Below are 16546 nucleotides of genomic sequence, written 5' to 3'. Positions count from 1 at the left end.
TAACTTAGATTATAGTTGTGTTACCACCAACTGCCTTAATAGCTTCTTCGGCAGTCTTAGAGAATGCATTAGCTGAAACTTCCAACTTAGCCTTCAGTTCACCATTACCGAGAACTTTAACAAGTTCCTTACCATTTGTAAGACCAGCGGCCTTGAGTTCCTCAACACCGATCTTTGTAAGGTTGTGCTTCTCAGCAAGAGCCTGAAGAGTAGAAAGATTTACAGCAAAATATTCTTTGTGGTTGATGTTCTTAAATCCAGCCTTCGGTACACGACGCTGGAGAGGCATCTGACCACCCTCAAAGCCGATCTTTTTCTTATAACCAGAACGTGACTTTGCACCCTTGTGACCACGAGTAGAAGTACCACCGAGTCCAGAACCTGGACCACGACCAATACGACGACGTGAATGTGTAGAGCCAACAGCTGGTTTCAAACTATTTAATTTCATAATTACTGTTTTCTTTAAAAGATTAATTAATCAATTACTGATACCAGATGATGCACCTTACGGATCATACCGCGGCAGCTTGGAGTATCTTCTACTTCAACAACCTGAGAAATCTTACGAAGTCCCAAAGCACGCAAAGTTTCTTTCTGGTCTTTAGGAGCACCGATACGGCTCTTAATCTGCTTAATCTTAATTGTTGCCATAAAATTATACCTCCTAAAATTAACCGTTAAATACTTTTTCCATACTGATACCACGCTCACCAGCTACTGTATATGCATCACGCATTTCAGCAAGGGCAGCAATAGTAGCCTTCACAAGGTTGTGAGGGTTAGAAGACCCCTTTGACTTTGCAATCACGTCAGAAATACCTGCGCTCTCAAGAACTGCACGCATAGCACCACCGGCTTTCAAACCAGTACCGGCTGCAGCTGGCTTAAGGAGAACATGAGCACCACTAAAGCGAGCTTCTGCCTCATGAGGAACAGTACCCTTCAAAACAGGAACCTTAACGAGGTTCTTCTTAGCTGAGTCTGTACCCTTCTGGATAGCAGCAGTAACTTCGCCAGCCTTACCAAGACCCCAGCCAATAACGCCTTTACCGTCACCTACAACGACGATAGCTGCGAATGTGAAAGTACGACCACCCTTTGTAACCTTAGTTACACGGTTGATAGCAACCAAGCGATCTTTCAGTTCTACATCACTATTTACTTTTACTCTATTCATTGCCATAATCGTTTAGAATTTAAGTCCTCCCTCACGTGCAGCATCAGCCAAAGCCTGTACACGTCCGTGATAGAGATAACCGTTACGGTCAAAAACAACCTGCTCAACACCAGCAGCCTTAGCATGCTCTGCAACGAGCGCACCCACTTTCTTAGCCTGCTCAATCTTAGCCATCTTTTCGAGGCCGAGAGAAGAAGCTGAAGCGAGGGTTGTTCCGGTCAGATCGTTAATAACCTGTGCATAAATCTGCTTATTACTGCGGAAAACGCTCAAACGTGGGCGCTCAGCAGTACCGTTCACACTCTTACGAATGCGGAACTTTATCTTAATTCTTCTTTGTTCTTTCTTTGTTGTCATAATCGTAATGATGTATTAAAGTTACTTAGCTGCAGCTGTCTTACCAGACTTTCTGCGAATAACCTCACCCTGGAACAGGACACCCTTACCCTTATAAGGCTCAGGCTTACGGAAAGAACGAATCTTTGCACAGATGAGACCAAGCAGCTGCTTGTCAGCTGATTCAAGAGTGATGATTGGATTCTGGTTACGCTCACTCTTTGTCTCAACCTTAACTTCTGAAGGAAGTTGAATAAAGATTGGGTGAGTATAACCAAGAGAGAACTCTACCAAGTTACCTTGGTTAGAAACACGATAACCTACACCAACAAGTTCCAATGTTTTCTTATAACCTTCACTTACACCAACAACCATGTTGTTAACGAGTGAACGATAGAGACCATGGAAAGCCTGCTTCTGCTTATAGTTTACCGGGCTATTCTCATCAATTTCGAATGTTACCTGACCGTCCTCGATGATAGTCTTAATAGAAGAATCAACCTTCTGAGAAAGTTCACCTTTAGGACCCTTTACTGTAACAACACCATTGTTAAGAGCAACTGTAACGCCAGCTGGAACACTAATTGGCAATTTTCCTATTCTTGACATATTCAATCCTCCAATTAATAAATGTAGCAAAGAACCTCTCCACCGATCTTCTCAGCAGCAGCTTCCTTGTCTGTCATTACACCTTTAGACGTGGAAAGGATAGCAATTCCAAGTCCGTTAATTACTCTCGGCATGTCTTTGCAACCAGTATACTGGCGAAGACCTGGGGTAGAAACACGCTTCAATTTCTTGATAGCGCTCTGCTTTGTTACAGGATCGTACTTCAGTGCGACCTTGATTGAACCTTGGGGACCATCCTCGATGAACTTGTAGTTCAAGATGTAACCCTTCTCGAAGAGAATCTTAGTAATAGACTTCTTCAAGTTAGACGCAGGAACCTCAACAACACGATGATGAGCCATAATTGCGTTTCTGAGTCTTGTCAGATAATCTGCTATTGGATCTGTCATAAAATATAAATGTTTAATTAATCGGGACTACCCCGACAATATTAAAAATCGCTTGAAAGCGGATAATGAACTGCAAAGATACAAAATAAATTTCACAATTCACTATCCGCATCGATATATTTGATTACCAGCTTGCCTTCTTCACACCTGGTATAAGTCCTTGAGATGCCATCTCACGGAACTGTATACGAGAGAGGCCGAACTGACGAATGTATCCCTTTGGACGTCCTGTAATCTTGCAACGATTGTGCAAACGGATAGGATTAGCATTCTTAGGAATAGACTGCAATTTGCGAGCAGCCTCATAAGCCTCTTCAGGATCATTTGAAGTAGCGATAATCTTCTTCAGAGCTGCGCGTTTCTCAGCATAGCGCGCAACAAGCTTTGCACGCTTTACCTCGCGAGCTTTCATTGATTCTTTTGCCATATCAATTAATCGTTTTTAGCATTCTTGAATGGAAGTCCGAAGCCCTTGAGCAAAGCAAAGCCTTCTTCGTCAGTCTTAGCTGATGTAACGAAGGTAATGTTCATACCTTGGATGCGGTCAACCTGATCGATATTAATCTCTGGGAAGATGATCTGCTCGGTAATACCGAGAGTATAATTTCCACGACCATCAAACTTGCTCTCAATACCCTTGAAGTCACGGATACGTGGCAAAGATACGCGAACGAGTTTCTCGAGGAATTCATACATACGCTCACGACGCAGAGTTACCATAACGCCGATAGGCATCTTCTTACGCAACTTGAAGTTTGCAATATCCTTCTTAGAATAGGTTGCAACTGCCTTCTGACCTGTGATTGAAGAAATCTCGTTAACAGCAACCTCGATAAGCTTCTTATCTTGAGTTGCATCACCAAGACCCTGATTGATAACAATCTTCTTCAAAACAGGAACCTGCATAGCTGAAGAATAGTTGAACTGCTTCTGCAAAGCTGGAGCAATCTGCTCCTTATACTGTTTCTTTAACTGAGCTGTATTCATTACTTAATTTCCTCCCCTGACTTTTTAGCGATACGCTTAACAGTCTTGCCTTCACGTTCAATCTTGATACGTGTAGCCTTACCGCTCTTCGGATCGATGAGACTTAAATTTGAGATATGAATTGCAGCCTCCTGCTTAATGATACCACCCTGAGGGTTAGCTGCAGAAGGTTTTGTGCTCTTAGAGACCATATTCAAGCCCTCTACAATAGCACGTTCCTTAGCTGCGATAACCTTAAGCACCTTTCCAGTCTTGCCCTTATCTGCACCAGCAAGAACAATGACCTGATCGTCTTTCTTTATATGGAATTTTGCCATTTTATTATTCTATTTAATAATTAAAGAACCTCAGGTGCCAAAGAAACGACCTTCATGTTCACTGCACGCAACTCACGAGCAACAGGGCCGAAGATACGGCTACCACGAATTTCGCCAGCATTGTTGAGCAATACACATGCATTATCATCGAAACGGATGTATGAACCATCAGCACGACGAATTTCCTTCTTTGTGCGAACGATCAAAGCCTTTGATACTGCACCCTTTTTCAATTCACTTGATGGGATGACGTTCTGTACAGCAACTACGATAACGTCACCAACACTTGCGTAACGACGGCGTGTGCCACCGAGCACACGGATGCACTTAGCTTCACGAGCACCGCTGTTATCACATACTGTAAGTTTTGATTCTGTCTGTATCATAATTACTTAGCTTTTTCTACAATTTGAACTAATCTCCATCTCTTTGTCTTAGAAAGAGGACGAGTTTCCATGATAAGCACTGTATCACCTACATTAGCCTCATTTTTCTCGTCATGAGCATGGTACTTCTTTGTCTTCTGGACAAACTTACCATAAATAGGGTGCTTCTCCTTGAACTTAGCTGCAATAACGATGGTTTTATCCATTTTGTTGCTGATAACGACACCCTGTCTTACTTTTCTTAAATTTCTTGTTTCCATCTGGACCATTGTTATTTATTAAGTTCTCTCTGTGAAAGTTCTGTTTTCATACGTGCAATGTCACGACGAGCGGCCTTAATCTGAGATGGATTCTCAAGCGGAGTAATCTGATGATTCAGCTTCATCTTTGCGAGAGCTGTTTCAGCATTTTCTATTTTCTCAACCAATTCCTTGGTTTCGAGTTCTTTTACTTCTTTAATCTTCATCTTTCTTAAGCGTTTTTATCGAAATCACGTCTAACAATAAACTTTGTCTTAACAGGCAGCTTCTGTGCAGCGAGGCGGAGAGCCTCCTTTGCGATATCAAAGCTTACGCCTTCTACTTCAAAGAGAACACGACCTGGGGTAACTGGTGCAACCCATCCTGCAGGATCACCCTTACCCTTACCCATACGAACATCGGCAGGCTTACGTGTGATTGGCTTATCAGGGAAGATGCGAATCCAGACCTGGCCCTGACGGTTCATATAGCGGTTTACTGCTATACGAGCGGCCTCAATCTGACGGCTGTCGATCCACTTAGCCTCAAGTGTCTTGATGCCGAATGAGCCGAAAGCCAATTGTGTACCTCTGTGGGCGTTGCCTTTATTGCCACGTCCGTCTTGAGGTCTTCTATATTTTACTCTTTTTGGCTGTAACATGTTAGCTTCTTCTTTTAACGGTTATTGTTTCTTCTACGATTACCTCTTCCAGAACGGCCACCATTGTTAGAACGGCCATTGTTCTTCTCCTGAGTAAAGTTAGGAGTGAGATCTACCTTGTTGTAAACTTCACCACGGCAAATCCATACCTTAATACCCAGCAAACCAACCTTTGTAAGGGCTTCTGTCTGACAATAATCGATGTCTGCACGGAATGTATGCAGAGGAGTACGACCCTCTTTGAACATTTCCTTACGAGCCATTTCGGCACCATTCAGACGACCTGTAATTTGAATTTTTATACCCTCAGCACCAGCACGCATTGTGTTGGCAATAGCCATCTTGATAGCACGACGGTAAGCAATCTTACCTTCTACCTGGCGAGCGATATTGTTACCAACGATGTTAGCATCAAGTTCAGGTTTCTTAACCTCGAAGATATTAATCTGAATCTCCTTCTTGAAAAGGTTCTTCAACTCTTCTTTAAGCTTATCAACATCCTGACCACCTTTACCGATAACGATACCCGGACGAGCGGTGCAAATAGTAATGGTGACGAGCTTCAATGTGCGCTCAATGACAATACGGGATACGCTTGCTTTTTCCAAACGCTTGTTCAGGTAAGTACGAATCTTACGATCCTCTACGAGATTATCCCCGAAGTTTTTGCCACCGAACCAATTTGATTCCCAACCGCGGATGATACCAAGACGGTTGCTAATTGGATTAACTTTCTGTCCCATTCTACTATTTATTTATCATCATTATTAGCGTCATTCTTTGAGTTAACAAAGAGAGTGACGTGGTTAGAACGTTTGCGGATTCTGTAGCCACGGCCCTGTGGTGCAGGACGCATGCGCTTCATTGTAACGCCTTCATCTACGAAGATCTTAGAGATATAAAGTTCACCGTCTTCAGCCTTGCGGTCATTCTTTGTCTCCCAGTTGTTGATAGCTGAACGCAGAAGTTTCTCAACGTTCTGAGCAGCTGCTTTCTTGGAGAATCTTAGCACGCCAAGGGCACGATTGACCTCCATACCACGGACCATGTCAACTACATAGCGCATCTTACGTGGAGAAGAAGGACAGTCCTTGAGCTTTGCAAAATACTGGCTTCTCAAAGCTTCTTTACGAGCTTCAGCCTTTATACGTTTTCTTGCTCCCATTATATTTTTCTATTTTCTAAATGGATTATGACCTGCTTACCTCTTATTATTACCAGAGTGACCACCGAAACGGCGTGTAGGGCTGAACTCTCCGAGCTTGTGACCTACCATGTTCTCAGTAATGTAAACAGGGATAAATTTATTTCCGTTATGAACTGCAACAGTGTGACCCACAAAATCAGGGGAAATCATTGATGCTCTGGCCCATGTCTTAACTACATTCTGCTTACCACTCTCATTCATAGCAAGAATCTTCTTCTCGAGTGATACGTTGATGTATGGACCTTTTTTTAATGAACGACTCATAATTTACTCTTAATTACTTTGATTACTTCTTGTTAGCTCTCTCAATAATGTACTTGTTTGAAAGCTTCTTAGGTGCACGAGTCTTAAGACCCTTAGCGTACAAGCCCTTACGTGAACGTGGGTGACCACCAGACTGGCGACCTTCACCACCACCCATTGGGTGATCAACAGGGTTCATAACAACACCACGGTTGTGTGGACGACGTCCCAACCAGCGAGAGCGACCAGCCTTACCAGACTGCTCAAGTGCGTGATCAGAATTACCTACACTACCTACAGTTGCCTTACAAGCTGACAAAATCTGGCGTGTTTCACCAGAAGGGAGCTTGATAACACAATAACTGCCTTCACGAGAAGTAAGCTGAGCAAAGTTACCAGCCGAACGAACGAGCAATGCACCCTGACCTGGACGTAACTCAATGTTATGAATTACAGTACCAACAGGAATGTTAGCCAAAGGAAGTGCGTTACCAACCTCTGGTGCTGCCTCAGCACCAGACATTAGTGTTGCACCGACCTGCAGTCCGTTAGGAGCAATAATGTAACGTTTTTCACCATCAGCATAGTATAACAGCGCAATACGAGCTGATCTGTTTGGATCATACTCGATTGTCTTCACTACAGCTGGAACACCATCTTTCTCTCGCTTGAAGTCAATAAGACGATACTTCTTCTTGTGACCACCGCCCATGTAGCGAACAGTCATCTTACCGGTGTTGTTTCGACCACCGGTAGAACGTTTACCGTAAACGAGAGACTTCTCTGGCACGGATGCAGTAATATCCTCGAACGTGCCAATAACCTTGTGTCTTTGTCCCGGTGTAACCGGGTTTAATTTACGTACTGCCATTTTTTATTTAAATATTGCTATAAAAATCGATTGAATCGCCATTCTTCAAAGTGACGATAGCCTTCTTGAATGCGTTCTTCTGTCCCTTAACGAGACCCGCTTTGGTATAACGTGCCTGACGTTTACCAGCGTAACGAATCGTATTCACATCTACTACTGTAACGTTGTACAAAGCCTCAACTTCTTTCTTAATCTCAAGTTTGTTGGCCTCAGGCTTAACGATGAAACCATACTTTGGCTGAGCCAAAATAGTTTTCTTTTCACCCCTGTGCTTTACAACCTTATCCTCAGAAGACTTGTCTGTCAACTTGGTCATCTTCTCAGTGACCATTGGTTTAATGATAAATCCCATAATTCTTCTTGTCTCCTAATTATTACTTGGTTAAGATTTCGTCGATAACCTTCAGAGAGTTCTCAGTAACAACTACTACGTCAGCATTCAAAACTTTGTATGAATTAACCTGAGCAGCAGTCATAACCTCAGCCTTCTGTAGATTACGAGTTGACAAATATACGTTTTTCTCTACTTTTGGCAAAACAAGAAGGACTTTCTTGCCGTCAACTTTAAGATTTTTAGCAATGTTTACAAAATCTTTAGTCTTAGGAGCATCAAGGTTGAAATCTTCAACAACTACGATAGCATTATCTTGTGCCTTATAAGCCAAAGCAGACTTACGAGCAAGTACCTTAACCTTCTTGTTCAGCTTGAAGCTGTAATCACGTGGCTTAGGACCAAACACACGTCCACCACCTACGAGGACTGGAGAATTGATATCACCACGACGAGCACCACCGCCGCCTTTTTGGCGACCCAACTTACGAGTAGAACCTGCATGCTCACTTCTTTCTTTAGACTTAGCTGTACCCTGACGCTGATCAGCGAGATACTGCTTAACTGCGAGATAGAGGACGTGATCGTTTGGCTCAATACCGAAGATATTCTCGTTAAGAGTTACCTTGCGGCCGGTCTCCTGACCTTTGATATCTAATACGTTAATATCCATTACTTCTTAATTATTACGGTTGAACCATTACATCCAGCAACACTACCCTTAACAAGGATAAGATTGTGCTCTGGAATAACCTTTAACACCTGAAGGTTCTGAGTTGTAACTCTGTCGCCTCCCATCTGGCCGCCCATTCGCATGCCCTTGAACACCTTAGCTGGGTAAGAACAAGCACCGATAGAACCCGGCTTACGAGCGCGGTCATCCTGACCGTGAGTAGATTGACCTACACCACCGAATCCGTGACGTTTAACAACACCCTGGAAACCTTTACCCTTAGATGTACCTACAACGTCAACGAACTTTTCATTGCTGAACAATTCAACAGTAATAGTGTCACCGAGGTTATACTCCTCGTCAAACTTGAACTCGGCCAAGTGCTTCTTTGGTGTTGTGCCGGCTTTCTTAAAGTGTCCCTGCTGTGGCTTAGAAGTTCTCTTCTCCTTAGCTTCGCCGAAACCTAACTGAACAGCCTTGTAACCATCTTTTTCTATGGTTTTAACCTGGGTTACAACACAAGGACCAGCTTCGATAACAGTGCACGGTACGTTCTTACCGTCGGCACTGAAAACGGATGTCATTCCGATTTTCTTTCCTAATAATCCTGGCATTTCAATTAATGATTTTAAAATGAATGTAAATGCTTTTTGTATTAATTTGATTCTTATTTGTCAACAGTTGACTACACCTTAATCTCTACCTCTACACCTGAAGGCAATTCAAGCTTCATCAAAGCGTCAACAGTCTTTGCTGTAGAGCTATAAATGTCGATAAGGCGCTTGAAATCTGAGAGCTGGAACTGCTCACGTGACTTCTTGTTAACGAATGTAGAGCGGTTTACAGTGTAAATACGCTTGTGTGTTGGCAATGGAATAGGACCGCTAACGATAGCGCCTGTAGCCTTAACAGCCTTCACAATCTTCTCTGCTGACTTGTCAACCAACTGGTGGTCGTAAGACTTCAGCTTAATACGAATCTTCTGACTCATGTTTAATTTATTGTTTATTATTGATATTCAAAAAGGTTGCTCTCCCATAAGAGTCATTCGCTATGAGAGAGCATTGCCTTATATTATTTATTTAACGAGACCTGAATTACCCTTCAACTCATCAAGAATCTCCTTAGCGAGAGTGCTTGATACTGGTGAGTGGTGATCATACTCCATTGAAGAAGTAGCACGACCTGAGGTAATTGTACGAAGAGCAGTTACGTAACCAAACATCTCAGCTAATGGAACCATAGCCTTAACGATACGGGCACCGCTTCGTGCCTCTTCCATACCCTGAACAAGACCACGACGCTTGTTCAAGTCACCGATAACATCACCCATGTTCTCCTCTGGAGTAACAACCTCCACCTTCATGATAGGCTCCATAAGAACAGGACCTGCCTTAGGGCAAAGAACCTTGAATGCCTGATGAGCTACAAGTTCGAATGACAACTGGTCTGAGTCAACTGGGTGGAAAGAACCATCCGTTAATGTAACCTTAAGACCAGTCAATGGGAAGCCACCGAGTACACCATTGCCAAGACAATCCTTGAATCCCTTCTCTACTGCAGGGATGAATTCCTTAGGTACGTTACCACCCTTAACTACATTGATAAACTGCAAGTCGCCCTCCTCATAATCCTCGTCCTTAGGCTCGATAGTTACGTCGATACAAGCAAACTTACCACGACCACCAGACTGCTTCTTATAAGTCTCACGGCTCTGAGCAGCCTTAGTAATAGCCTCTTTGTAGTTAACCTGTGGCTTACCCTGGTTACACTCAACCTTGAACTCACGCTTCAAACGGTCAATAATAATATCAAGGTGAAGCTCACCCATACCAGAGATAATGGTCTGACCGCTCTGCTCATCAGTACGAACTGTGAAGGTTGGATCCTCTTCAGCGAGCTTAGCAAGACCATTGTCAAGCTTAGCAACATCAGCCTGACTCTTAGGCTCTACTGCAATAGAGATCACAGTATCAGGGAAGGTGATAGACTCAAGGATGATTGGGGCATTCTCGTCGCAGAGAGTATCACCAGTACGAATATCCTTGAAACCTACACCAGCACCGATATCACCTGCGTCGATAGACTCCATAGGGATTTCCTTATTAGAGTTCATCTGGAACAGACGGCTGATACGCTCCTTCTTGCCAGAGCGTGTATTGTAAACGTAGGAACCAGCAGCAACCTTACCTGAGTAAACACGGAAGAATACCAAACGCCCCATGAATGGGTCAGTAGCAATCTTAAATGCCAAAGCAGCTGTAGGCTCACTCTCGCTTGGCTTACGTGACTCTTCCTCATCAGTATCAGGATTGATACCTACGATAGCTGGTGTATCCAATGGTGAAGGCAAGAAAGCACAAACATAGTCGAGAAGTGGCTGTACGCCCTTATTCTTATATGAAGAACCGAGAAGCATTGGGCAGCACTCCATAGAGATACAACCCTTACGGATAGCAGCAATAAGCTTATCCTCAGGAATGTCTTGACCTTCAAGGTACATCTCCATCAACTCATCGTCGAAGTTTGCAGCACCCTCAAGAAGTTTCTCGCGCCATTCAGCAGCCTCATCAGCGAGGTCAGCTGGGATATCTTCAACATCATACTGAGCACCCATTGTCTCATCGTGCCACAAGATAGCCTTCATCTTGATTAGGTCAACAACACCTTTGAAGTTCTCCTCTGCACCAATAGGAATCTGAATTGCGATTGGGTTAGCACCAAGGATATCCTTCATCTGCTGCACCGTCTCATAGAAGTCAGCACCAGAACGGTCCATCTTGTTTACATAACCAATACGTGGTACGTTATACTTATCAGCCTGGCGCCATACAGTCTCAGACTGTGGCTGTACACCATCAGCTGCAGAATAAGTAGCAACAGCACCATCTAGAACACGCAGTGAACGCTCTACCTCAGCAGTAAAGTCAACGTGTCCCGGAGTATCAATCAAGTTAATCTTATAAGACTTGCCAAGATAATTCCAGTTACATGTTGTAGCAGCAGATGTAATAGTGATACCACGCTCCTGCTCCTGTGCCATCCAGTCCATGGTAGCAGCACCATCATGAACCTCACCAATCTTGTGAGTCTTACCTGTATAAAAAAGAATACGTTCAGATGTAGTCGTCTTACCGGCATCGATGTGTGCCATAATACCGATATTACGCGTCAAATGTAAATCGTGATTTGCCATTTCTTTTACCTTATTATAATAACTTGATTAGAATCTGAAGTGAGCAAATGCACGGTTAGCCTCAGCCATGCGGTGCATATCTTCCTTACGCTTGTAAGCACCACCTTGGTTATTGAAAGCGTCAATAATCTCAGAAGCAAGCTTATCAGCCATACTCTTACCACCACGCTTACGTGCAAAAGCAATCATATTCTTCATTGAAACACTCTCCTTACGATCTGGGCGAATCTCTGTTGGCACCTGGAATGTTGCACCACCGATACGGCGGCTCTTCACCTCTACCTGTGGAGTGATGTTATCAAGAGCCTGCTTCCACACTTCGAGTGGAGACTTCTCTTCATCCTTCATCTTGCCACCCACGATATCAAGGGCTGCATAGAAAATCTCGTATGAGGTATTCTTCTTACCATCATACATCAAGTGATTCACGAACTTTGACACCTTCTGATCATTAAACTTTGGATCTGGAAGGATTAAACGCTTCTTTGGTTTTGCTTTTCTCATTTTAATTTTAAACTTTAATTCTGCGGAGGCTGTCGTCTTTCGTTCTTCAACGCCCTCTCTAGAGCATTTACTCAACCTTTGTGATTACAAATCTCCAGCAAAACTGTTTGTTTTTAGTTTTTTCTTTGAAAGAGCCTTGGAGCATCGACCATCACCGGCCGTTGCACCTCGGCTTTATGGATTGAAGTATCTTTTGCTGCCTCTAGGCAACGCAGATATTACTTCTTAGCTGCCTTTGGACGCTTAGCACCGTACTTAGAACGACGCTGTGTACGATTAGCAACACCGGCAGTATCAAGAGTACCACGAACGATGTGATAACGTACACCAGGAAGATCCTTAACACGACCACCACGAACAAGAACAATACTGTGCTCCTGCAAGTTGTGACCCTCTCCTGGAATATAAGAGTTAACTTCTTTCTGGTTGGTCAAACGAACACGGGCAACCTTACGCATTGCCGAATTAGGCTTCTTAGGAGTCGTTGTGTAAACACGAACACAAACACCACGACGCTGTGGACAATTGTCCAAAGCCGGTGACTTGCTCTTGTCAACGATGTCCTTTCTGCCTTTTCTTACTAATTGTGAAATAGTAGGCATAATTTTACTTTTTTATTGTTATATATTTATTTTGTTTATTTTCAATCCATTACAAACATAAGTGAGACGTACTAAAAGCGACATAATTCACTCTGTTGTTTCGGTTTGCAAAGGTACAAATATTCCATTAAACGACCTAATAATACGAAAAGGAATACTCTTTCAAACTACCAACATTAACAATAAATAACTTTTTATTTGTTATTTAACACTTCAAACAGCCTATTCTATTACCATTTACAGCTTAAATTTAATAGCACAGAGGCTTTCACCCAGCCAACTTTGGATAAAAATAGACTAAAATGGAAAATGAAAAAAGATAAATAACTCATATTTGTCTATAAAAAGAATCGACGATTGTCAACTAAAAAATCGGCATAACAGCTAAAATAATTTTTCAAAATTAAGATTCCTAACTCTTCTGATAAGGGAATTAATATCCTGATAATCCTTTTCCTCACAACACTTTACGAACAACTCCTCCCAAGTAATCTATATCCCTTTATGAGTTACGGCCTCAACACACTTGATGCATACCATCCGCACCACATGTGCTAAGTATCCGCACCACATGTGTTCAGCACCCGCACCAAACATACTAAACCTAATCACATCATCGCATAAAGGTAATCATACACTAACAATGCATACACAAAGAACCTAAAACCATTCAAACTCTTTGACTAGAGCAAACAAACATAATGAGTAATATAATTAATTAGCAATAACGGACAAGCAAACAAACAAAATCACACTTTTTAGGTATTGTGTTATTAATTTAAAAGAGATACCTTTGCGCCACAAAAAAAGCTACACATTATATAATGTAGCCATAAAGTATTAAACCCTAAGTGGGATAACAATAAAAATTCATGATACAAAACATTAAGAGGAGCTTAGCCCTATTATCGATAGCGTATGCTGTCAACCTAAGTGCGCAGACAACGTACAAGGCGTGTGTTATAAATAAAGATACAGGAGAACCCATCATTGGTGCTGTTGTAAGAGGCAATAAAGGAGTTGAAGCGGTAACCAACGAAGATGGTTATTTCTCATTAAACACAAACGATGACCAAACTCTCTATATTAGTTACATTGGTTTTAAGGAACAAAACATTAAGGCACAATCGCTAAAAGAACAGTCAACCATCAGTCTCATCCCTGGCATTGACCTTAAAGAAGTGCTGGTTACGGCAAGTATCTCTAGTGCACGTAGCCAGAAAGCACTTGGTAGTAAAGTCGATCACATTGACGTCACAAATCTCAGCAAGAATGCTCACACTAATTCACTCAGTGACATTCTTGATGGCAAAATTGGTGGCGTACAGATGTATCAAAGCAATGGTAAAGTCGGCATGCCAATCCGCTTTAACATGCGAAGTGGTGCAACGATGAGTATGGAGCGCGACCCTATCATCTATGTTGATGGCGTGAAATATAACAATTCCAACATCTCTGACATTAATAGTTCTCAGGATGCTTTAAGTGCTCTGAATGACTTAGCCATTGATGACATCGCCACGATTGATGTCATTAAAGGTCCATCTGCTGCTGCCAGCTATGGAGCAGAGGCAGCCAATGGTGTTATTGTTATCACAACCAAAAGAGGTAAGACCAATAATGCAGAGAACAGAAAAGCAGACATACAAGTTAAGATGTCATTAGGTGCTGCTACACTCGCAAGAAAATATGATCAGTTTGTTAACCCAAGTTTAACCGGTAAAAATATTTTTCATAAATTTTCGGGATGTTTTATGTAGTATTAATTTCATAAATAATTGAAAATCAGGCATAGGGTATTGTAACGAGGAGTAAAATCTGATTTGTAGGACACCGTCATATCAAAATTATTTTGTTACTTTGCACTCATGCACGCAAATGTACAGACACGATTCAACCCTGCAACAGGCGACATGGCTCCTTATTATCGCATCAAGGAGTCATATCGTGACGTGCAGGGTCATGTACATTCGCTAATTCTGTTGAACATCGGGTTCGAGCCTTCACTTACAGCCGTACAGGTTCGAAAAATTGCATACGCACTTACCGAACGCTTCAAAAACAGAAGTACACCCTCGCTTTTCAAGGAACATCTTGACGGACTTACTCCTATTGAACAGGTAAAGGCTGATGAATGGTGGAGCCGTATGGAGAACGAAGGTGGAATTGATAGGTTTAACAAGGAAGAGCAGAAGTCGCTGAGAAAATATGAGAACTACGTTGACCTTGAGACGGCAAAATATACTGACGCAAGGAATGTCGGTGCTGAGTGGCTCTGCAAGCAGACGATAGACAAACTGCAATTAGAGGGTTTCCTGCGCAAAAACGGCTGGACGGAGAATACAATACACACAGCTTTGTCAGCATTGATTGTTCGCACAGTATATGCTGTTTCTGAACGTTCGTCTTATTATTATTTGCGTGATAACTCGGCTGCTGGTGAACTTTATAGTGGAGTTCCTGGCTGGACACCAGGAATCAATTCTCTGTATAAAGTCACTGACAAATTATATGAACTAAAGGAACAGTTAGAGCGTCATCTGTGCAACGTTACTGACGATCTCTTTAATATAGACAACAAGTTGATGCTCTTCGACTTAACCAACTTCTATTTCGAGGGCAGCAAGCGTAACAGCAACAAGGCCAAGTTCGGCCGATCAAAAGAAAAACGCTCTGACTGTAAGCTACTTGTACTTGCACTATGTATCAATAAAGAAGGTTTTATACGTTATTCTTCTATCTTGGAGGGTAATACAGCAGACCCTAAGTCTCTGCCCAATATGATTGATACGTTAGCAAAGAGGAATCCATCACGGACAAAAGATACGCTCGTTGTCATGGATGCAGGTGTTGCCACGGAAGAGAACTTGGAGCTGATCAAAAGAAAAGGTTACAATTATCTCTGCGTATCCCGTACAAAGATGAAGGACTATACGCTCAGTGATGATAACAAGAGTGTTACGGTAATGGATGCCCGTCGGCAGAAAATAACGCTGAAAGAGGTTAAGACAGAAGATGACAAGGATTATTATCTCGAAATAACATCTCCTTCGAAAGCTATGACAGAGTCGTCTATGAACAGGGTCTGGAGAGAGCGTTTTGAGATGGAACTGAAGAGAATAAACGATGGAATCTCCAAGAAAGGTGGAACAAAAACCTATGAAAAGGTTGTTGAACGTACAGGACGTGCCATACAGAAGTACCCATCTATAGCGAAGTTCTATCAGATAAGCTACATAAAAGATGAGAAGAAACCCAAGCAGATGCTGCGCGTAGACTGGGAGATAAAAGACCTCTCTGCAATGGAGTCCGGTCACGGAGTCTACTTCCTCCGCAGCAATGTCAGGACACTTTCTGAGCGTGTGACATGGGAATACTACAATCTCATTCGTGAGATAGAATGCACGAACAGGCAACTTAAGAATGACCTCAACCTCCGTCCTATCTATCATCAGAAAGATGAGCGAAGCGACGCACACCTCTTCTTCGGTTTATTAGCCTATTGGGTGGTAAACACCATCCGCTGTCAATTAAAACGAGAAGGAGAATCCTGTTACTGGACTGAGATTGTACGACGTATGAGCACCCAGAAGCTCGTCACAACAAAAGGGAAAAATCCATTAGGTGAGAACATCGAGATGCGCCAATGTAGTAGTCCTTCGAAGCAAGCAAAACAGATATACGATAAGTTGAACTTAAAACACTCACCATACAAAAAGAATAAAATTTGTAGGACACAGAGTCCATAAGAAAAACGAGGAGAGTACGGTGACTGCAAGAAATAGGCGAAAGTG

General features: G+C 42.6%; 26 protein-coding genes. 2 read left to right on the top strand and 24 right to left on the bottom strand.

Annotated features, from left to right (window positions below):
- Positions 1-4: 4 nt before the first annotated feature.
- The 24 genes from rplO to rpsL all read right to left on the bottom strand — a co-directional run bounded on the left by rplO (position 5) and on the right by rpsL (position 12752).
- Positions 5-451 (bottom strand): 50S ribosomal protein L15, encoded by a 447-nt coding sequence (gene rplO, locus J4856_RS06965; protein WP_025837516.1) that lies wholly within the window; start codon positions 449-451, stop codon positions 5-7.
- A 26-nt stretch (positions 452-477) separates the two neighbouring features.
- Positions 478-654 carry a 50S ribosomal protein L30 gene (gene rpmD / locus J4856_RS06960; RefSeq protein WP_025837515.1) on the bottom strand — a complete coding sequence of 59 codons (177 nt, stop codon included), beginning with the start codon at positions 652-654 and terminating at the stop codon, positions 478-480.
- A 19-nt stretch (positions 655-673) separates the two neighbouring features.
- Positions 674-1186: a 30S ribosomal protein S5 gene (gene rpsE / locus J4856_RS06955; RefSeq protein WP_025837514.1), complete on the bottom strand. Its 513-nt coding sequence runs from the start codon at positions 1184-1186 to the stop codon at positions 674-676.
- A gap of 6 nt (positions 1187-1192) precedes the next feature.
- A complete protein-coding gene (rplR, locus tag J4856_RS06950; protein ID WP_025837513.1) occupies positions 1193-1537 on the bottom strand; it encodes a 50S ribosomal protein L18 in 345 nt (114 codons plus the stop codon).
- Between the two features lie 21 nt (positions 1538-1558).
- Positions 1559-2125 (bottom strand): 50S ribosomal protein L6, encoded by a 567-nt coding sequence (rplF, locus tag J4856_RS06945; RefSeq protein ID WP_009012402.1) that lies wholly within the window; start codon positions 2123-2125, stop codon positions 1559-1561.
- A gap of 14 nt (positions 2126-2139) precedes the next feature.
- Complete coding sequence (rpsH, locus tag J4856_RS06940) at positions 2140-2535, bottom strand: 30S ribosomal protein S8 (protein ID WP_025837511.1); 396 nt, start codon at positions 2533-2535, stop codon at positions 2140-2142.
- Between the two features lie 124 nt (positions 2536-2659).
- Complete coding sequence (gene rpsN / locus J4856_RS06935; protein ID WP_004361619.1) at positions 2660-2962, bottom strand: 30S ribosomal protein S14; 303 nt, start codon at positions 2960-2962, stop codon at positions 2660-2662.
- Positions 2963-2967: 5 nt separating this feature from the next.
- Positions 2968-3522: a 50S ribosomal protein L5 gene (gene rplE, locus J4856_RS06930; protein WP_025837509.1), complete on the bottom strand. Its 555-nt coding sequence runs from the start codon at positions 3520-3522 to the stop codon at positions 2968-2970.
- Positions 3522-3839: a 50S ribosomal protein L24 gene (gene rplX, locus J4856_RS06925; RefSeq protein ID WP_025837507.1), complete on the bottom strand. Its 318-nt coding sequence runs from the start codon at positions 3837-3839 to the stop codon at positions 3522-3524. Before rplX ends, rplE begins: the two co-directional genes overlap by 1 nt.
- A 20-nt stretch (positions 3840-3859) precedes the next feature.
- Positions 3860-4225 carry a 50S ribosomal protein L14 gene (rplN, locus tag J4856_RS06920; RefSeq protein ID WP_004361616.1) on the bottom strand — a complete coding sequence of 122 codons (366 nt, stop codon included), beginning with the start codon at positions 4223-4225 and terminating at the stop codon, positions 3860-3862.
- A gap of 2 nt (positions 4226-4227) precedes the next feature.
- Positions 4228-4494, bottom strand: coding sequence for a 30S ribosomal protein S17 (gene rpsQ, locus J4856_RS06915; protein WP_004361615.1), 267 nt, complete (start codon positions 4492-4494; stop codon positions 4228-4230).
- A 2-nt stretch (positions 4495-4496) separates the two neighbouring features.
- Positions 4497-4691, bottom strand: a complete 195-nt coding sequence (gene rpmC / locus J4856_RS06910) for a 50S ribosomal protein L29 (RefSeq protein ID WP_025837504.1) — start codon at positions 4689-4691, stop codon at positions 4497-4499.
- 5 nt (positions 4692-4696) lie between these two features.
- The gene (gene rplP, locus J4856_RS06905; protein WP_004361613.1) at positions 4697-5125 is read right to left on the bottom strand and encodes a 50S ribosomal protein L16; all 429 of its coding nucleotides are present in this window, start codon (positions 5123-5125) and stop codon (positions 4697-4699) included.
- A gap of 14 nt (positions 5126-5139) precedes the next feature.
- Positions 5140-5868 carry a 30S ribosomal protein S3 gene (gene rpsC, locus J4856_RS06900; RefSeq protein WP_025837499.1) on the bottom strand — a complete coding sequence of 243 codons (729 nt, stop codon included), beginning with the start codon at positions 5866-5868 and terminating at the stop codon, positions 5140-5142.
- 8 nt (positions 5869-5876) lie between these two features.
- Positions 5877-6290 carry a 50S ribosomal protein L22 gene (gene rplV / locus J4856_RS06895; RefSeq protein ID WP_065367842.1) on the bottom strand — a complete coding sequence of 138 codons (414 nt, stop codon included), beginning with the start codon at positions 6288-6290 and terminating at the stop codon, positions 5877-5879.
- Between the two features lie 36 nt (positions 6291-6326).
- Positions 6327-6596 (bottom strand): 30S ribosomal protein S19, encoded by a 270-nt coding sequence (rpsS, locus tag J4856_RS06890; protein WP_004361611.1) that lies wholly within the window; start codon positions 6594-6596, stop codon positions 6327-6329.
- Positions 6597-6618: 22 nt separating this feature from the next.
- Entirely contained in the window at positions 6619-7446 is an 828-nt protein-coding gene (rplB, locus tag J4856_RS06885; protein WP_004361610.1) for a 50S ribosomal protein L2, read from the bottom strand.
- 7 nt (positions 7447-7453) lie between these two features.
- Positions 7454-7798, bottom strand: coding sequence for a 50S ribosomal protein L23 (gene rplW / locus J4856_RS06880; protein ID WP_025837496.1), 345 nt, complete (start codon positions 7796-7798; stop codon positions 7454-7456).
- Positions 7799-7820: 22 nt separating this feature from the next.
- Positions 7821-8450, bottom strand: a complete 630-nt coding sequence (gene rplD / locus J4856_RS06875; RefSeq protein WP_025837494.1) for a 50S ribosomal protein L4 — start codon at positions 8448-8450, stop codon at positions 7821-7823.
- Entirely contained in the window at positions 8450-9064 is a 615-nt protein-coding gene (rplC, locus tag J4856_RS06870; RefSeq protein WP_025837493.1) for a 50S ribosomal protein L3, read from the bottom strand. The genes rplD and rplC overlap by 1 nt, the downstream gene beginning before the upstream one ends.
- 71 nt (positions 9065-9135) lie before the next feature.
- Entirely contained in the window at positions 9136-9441 is a 306-nt protein-coding gene (rpsJ, locus tag J4856_RS06865) for a 30S ribosomal protein S10 (protein WP_004352787.1), read from the bottom strand.
- A gap of 87 nt (positions 9442-9528) precedes the next feature.
- On the bottom strand, positions 9529-11646 hold the full coding sequence (fusA, locus tag J4856_RS06860) for an elongation factor G (RefSeq protein ID WP_065367841.1): 2118 nt from the start codon (positions 11644-11646) through the stop codon (positions 9529-9531).
- Between the two features lie 27 nt (positions 11647-11673).
- Positions 11674-12150 carry a 30S ribosomal protein S7 gene (gene rpsG, locus J4856_RS06855; RefSeq protein ID WP_025837490.1) on the bottom strand — a complete coding sequence of 159 codons (477 nt, stop codon included), beginning with the start codon at positions 12148-12150 and terminating at the stop codon, positions 11674-11676.
- 218 nt (positions 12151-12368) lie between these two features.
- Positions 12369-12752: a 30S ribosomal protein S12 gene (gene rpsL, locus J4856_RS06850; RefSeq protein ID WP_004335835.1), complete on the bottom strand. Its 384-nt coding sequence runs from the start codon at positions 12750-12752 to the stop codon at positions 12369-12371.
- A gap of 872 nt (positions 12753-13624) precedes the next feature.
- Between rpsL and J4856_RS06845 the strand changes: the two genes are divergently transcribed.
- Complete coding sequence (locus J4856_RS06845; protein ID WP_065367840.1) at positions 13625-14512, top strand: TonB-dependent receptor plug domain-containing protein; 888 nt, start codon at positions 13625-13627, stop codon at positions 14510-14512.
- A gap of 108 nt (positions 14513-14620) precedes the next feature.
- A complete protein-coding gene (locus J4856_RS06840; protein WP_065367839.1) occupies positions 14621-16501 on the top strand; it encodes an IS1634 family transposase in 1881 nt (626 codons plus the stop codon).
- Positions 16502-16546: the final 45 nt, after the last annotated feature.

It is taken from the genome of Prevotella scopos JCM 17725 (genome assembly GCF_018127785.1).
Classification (GTDB): Bacteria; Bacteroidota; Bacteroidia; order Bacteroidales; family Bacteroidaceae; genus Prevotella; species Prevotella scopos.
The sequence above is the reverse complement of the archived record's forward strand: the minus strand, read 5'-3'. Positions and strand labels throughout refer to the sequence as shown.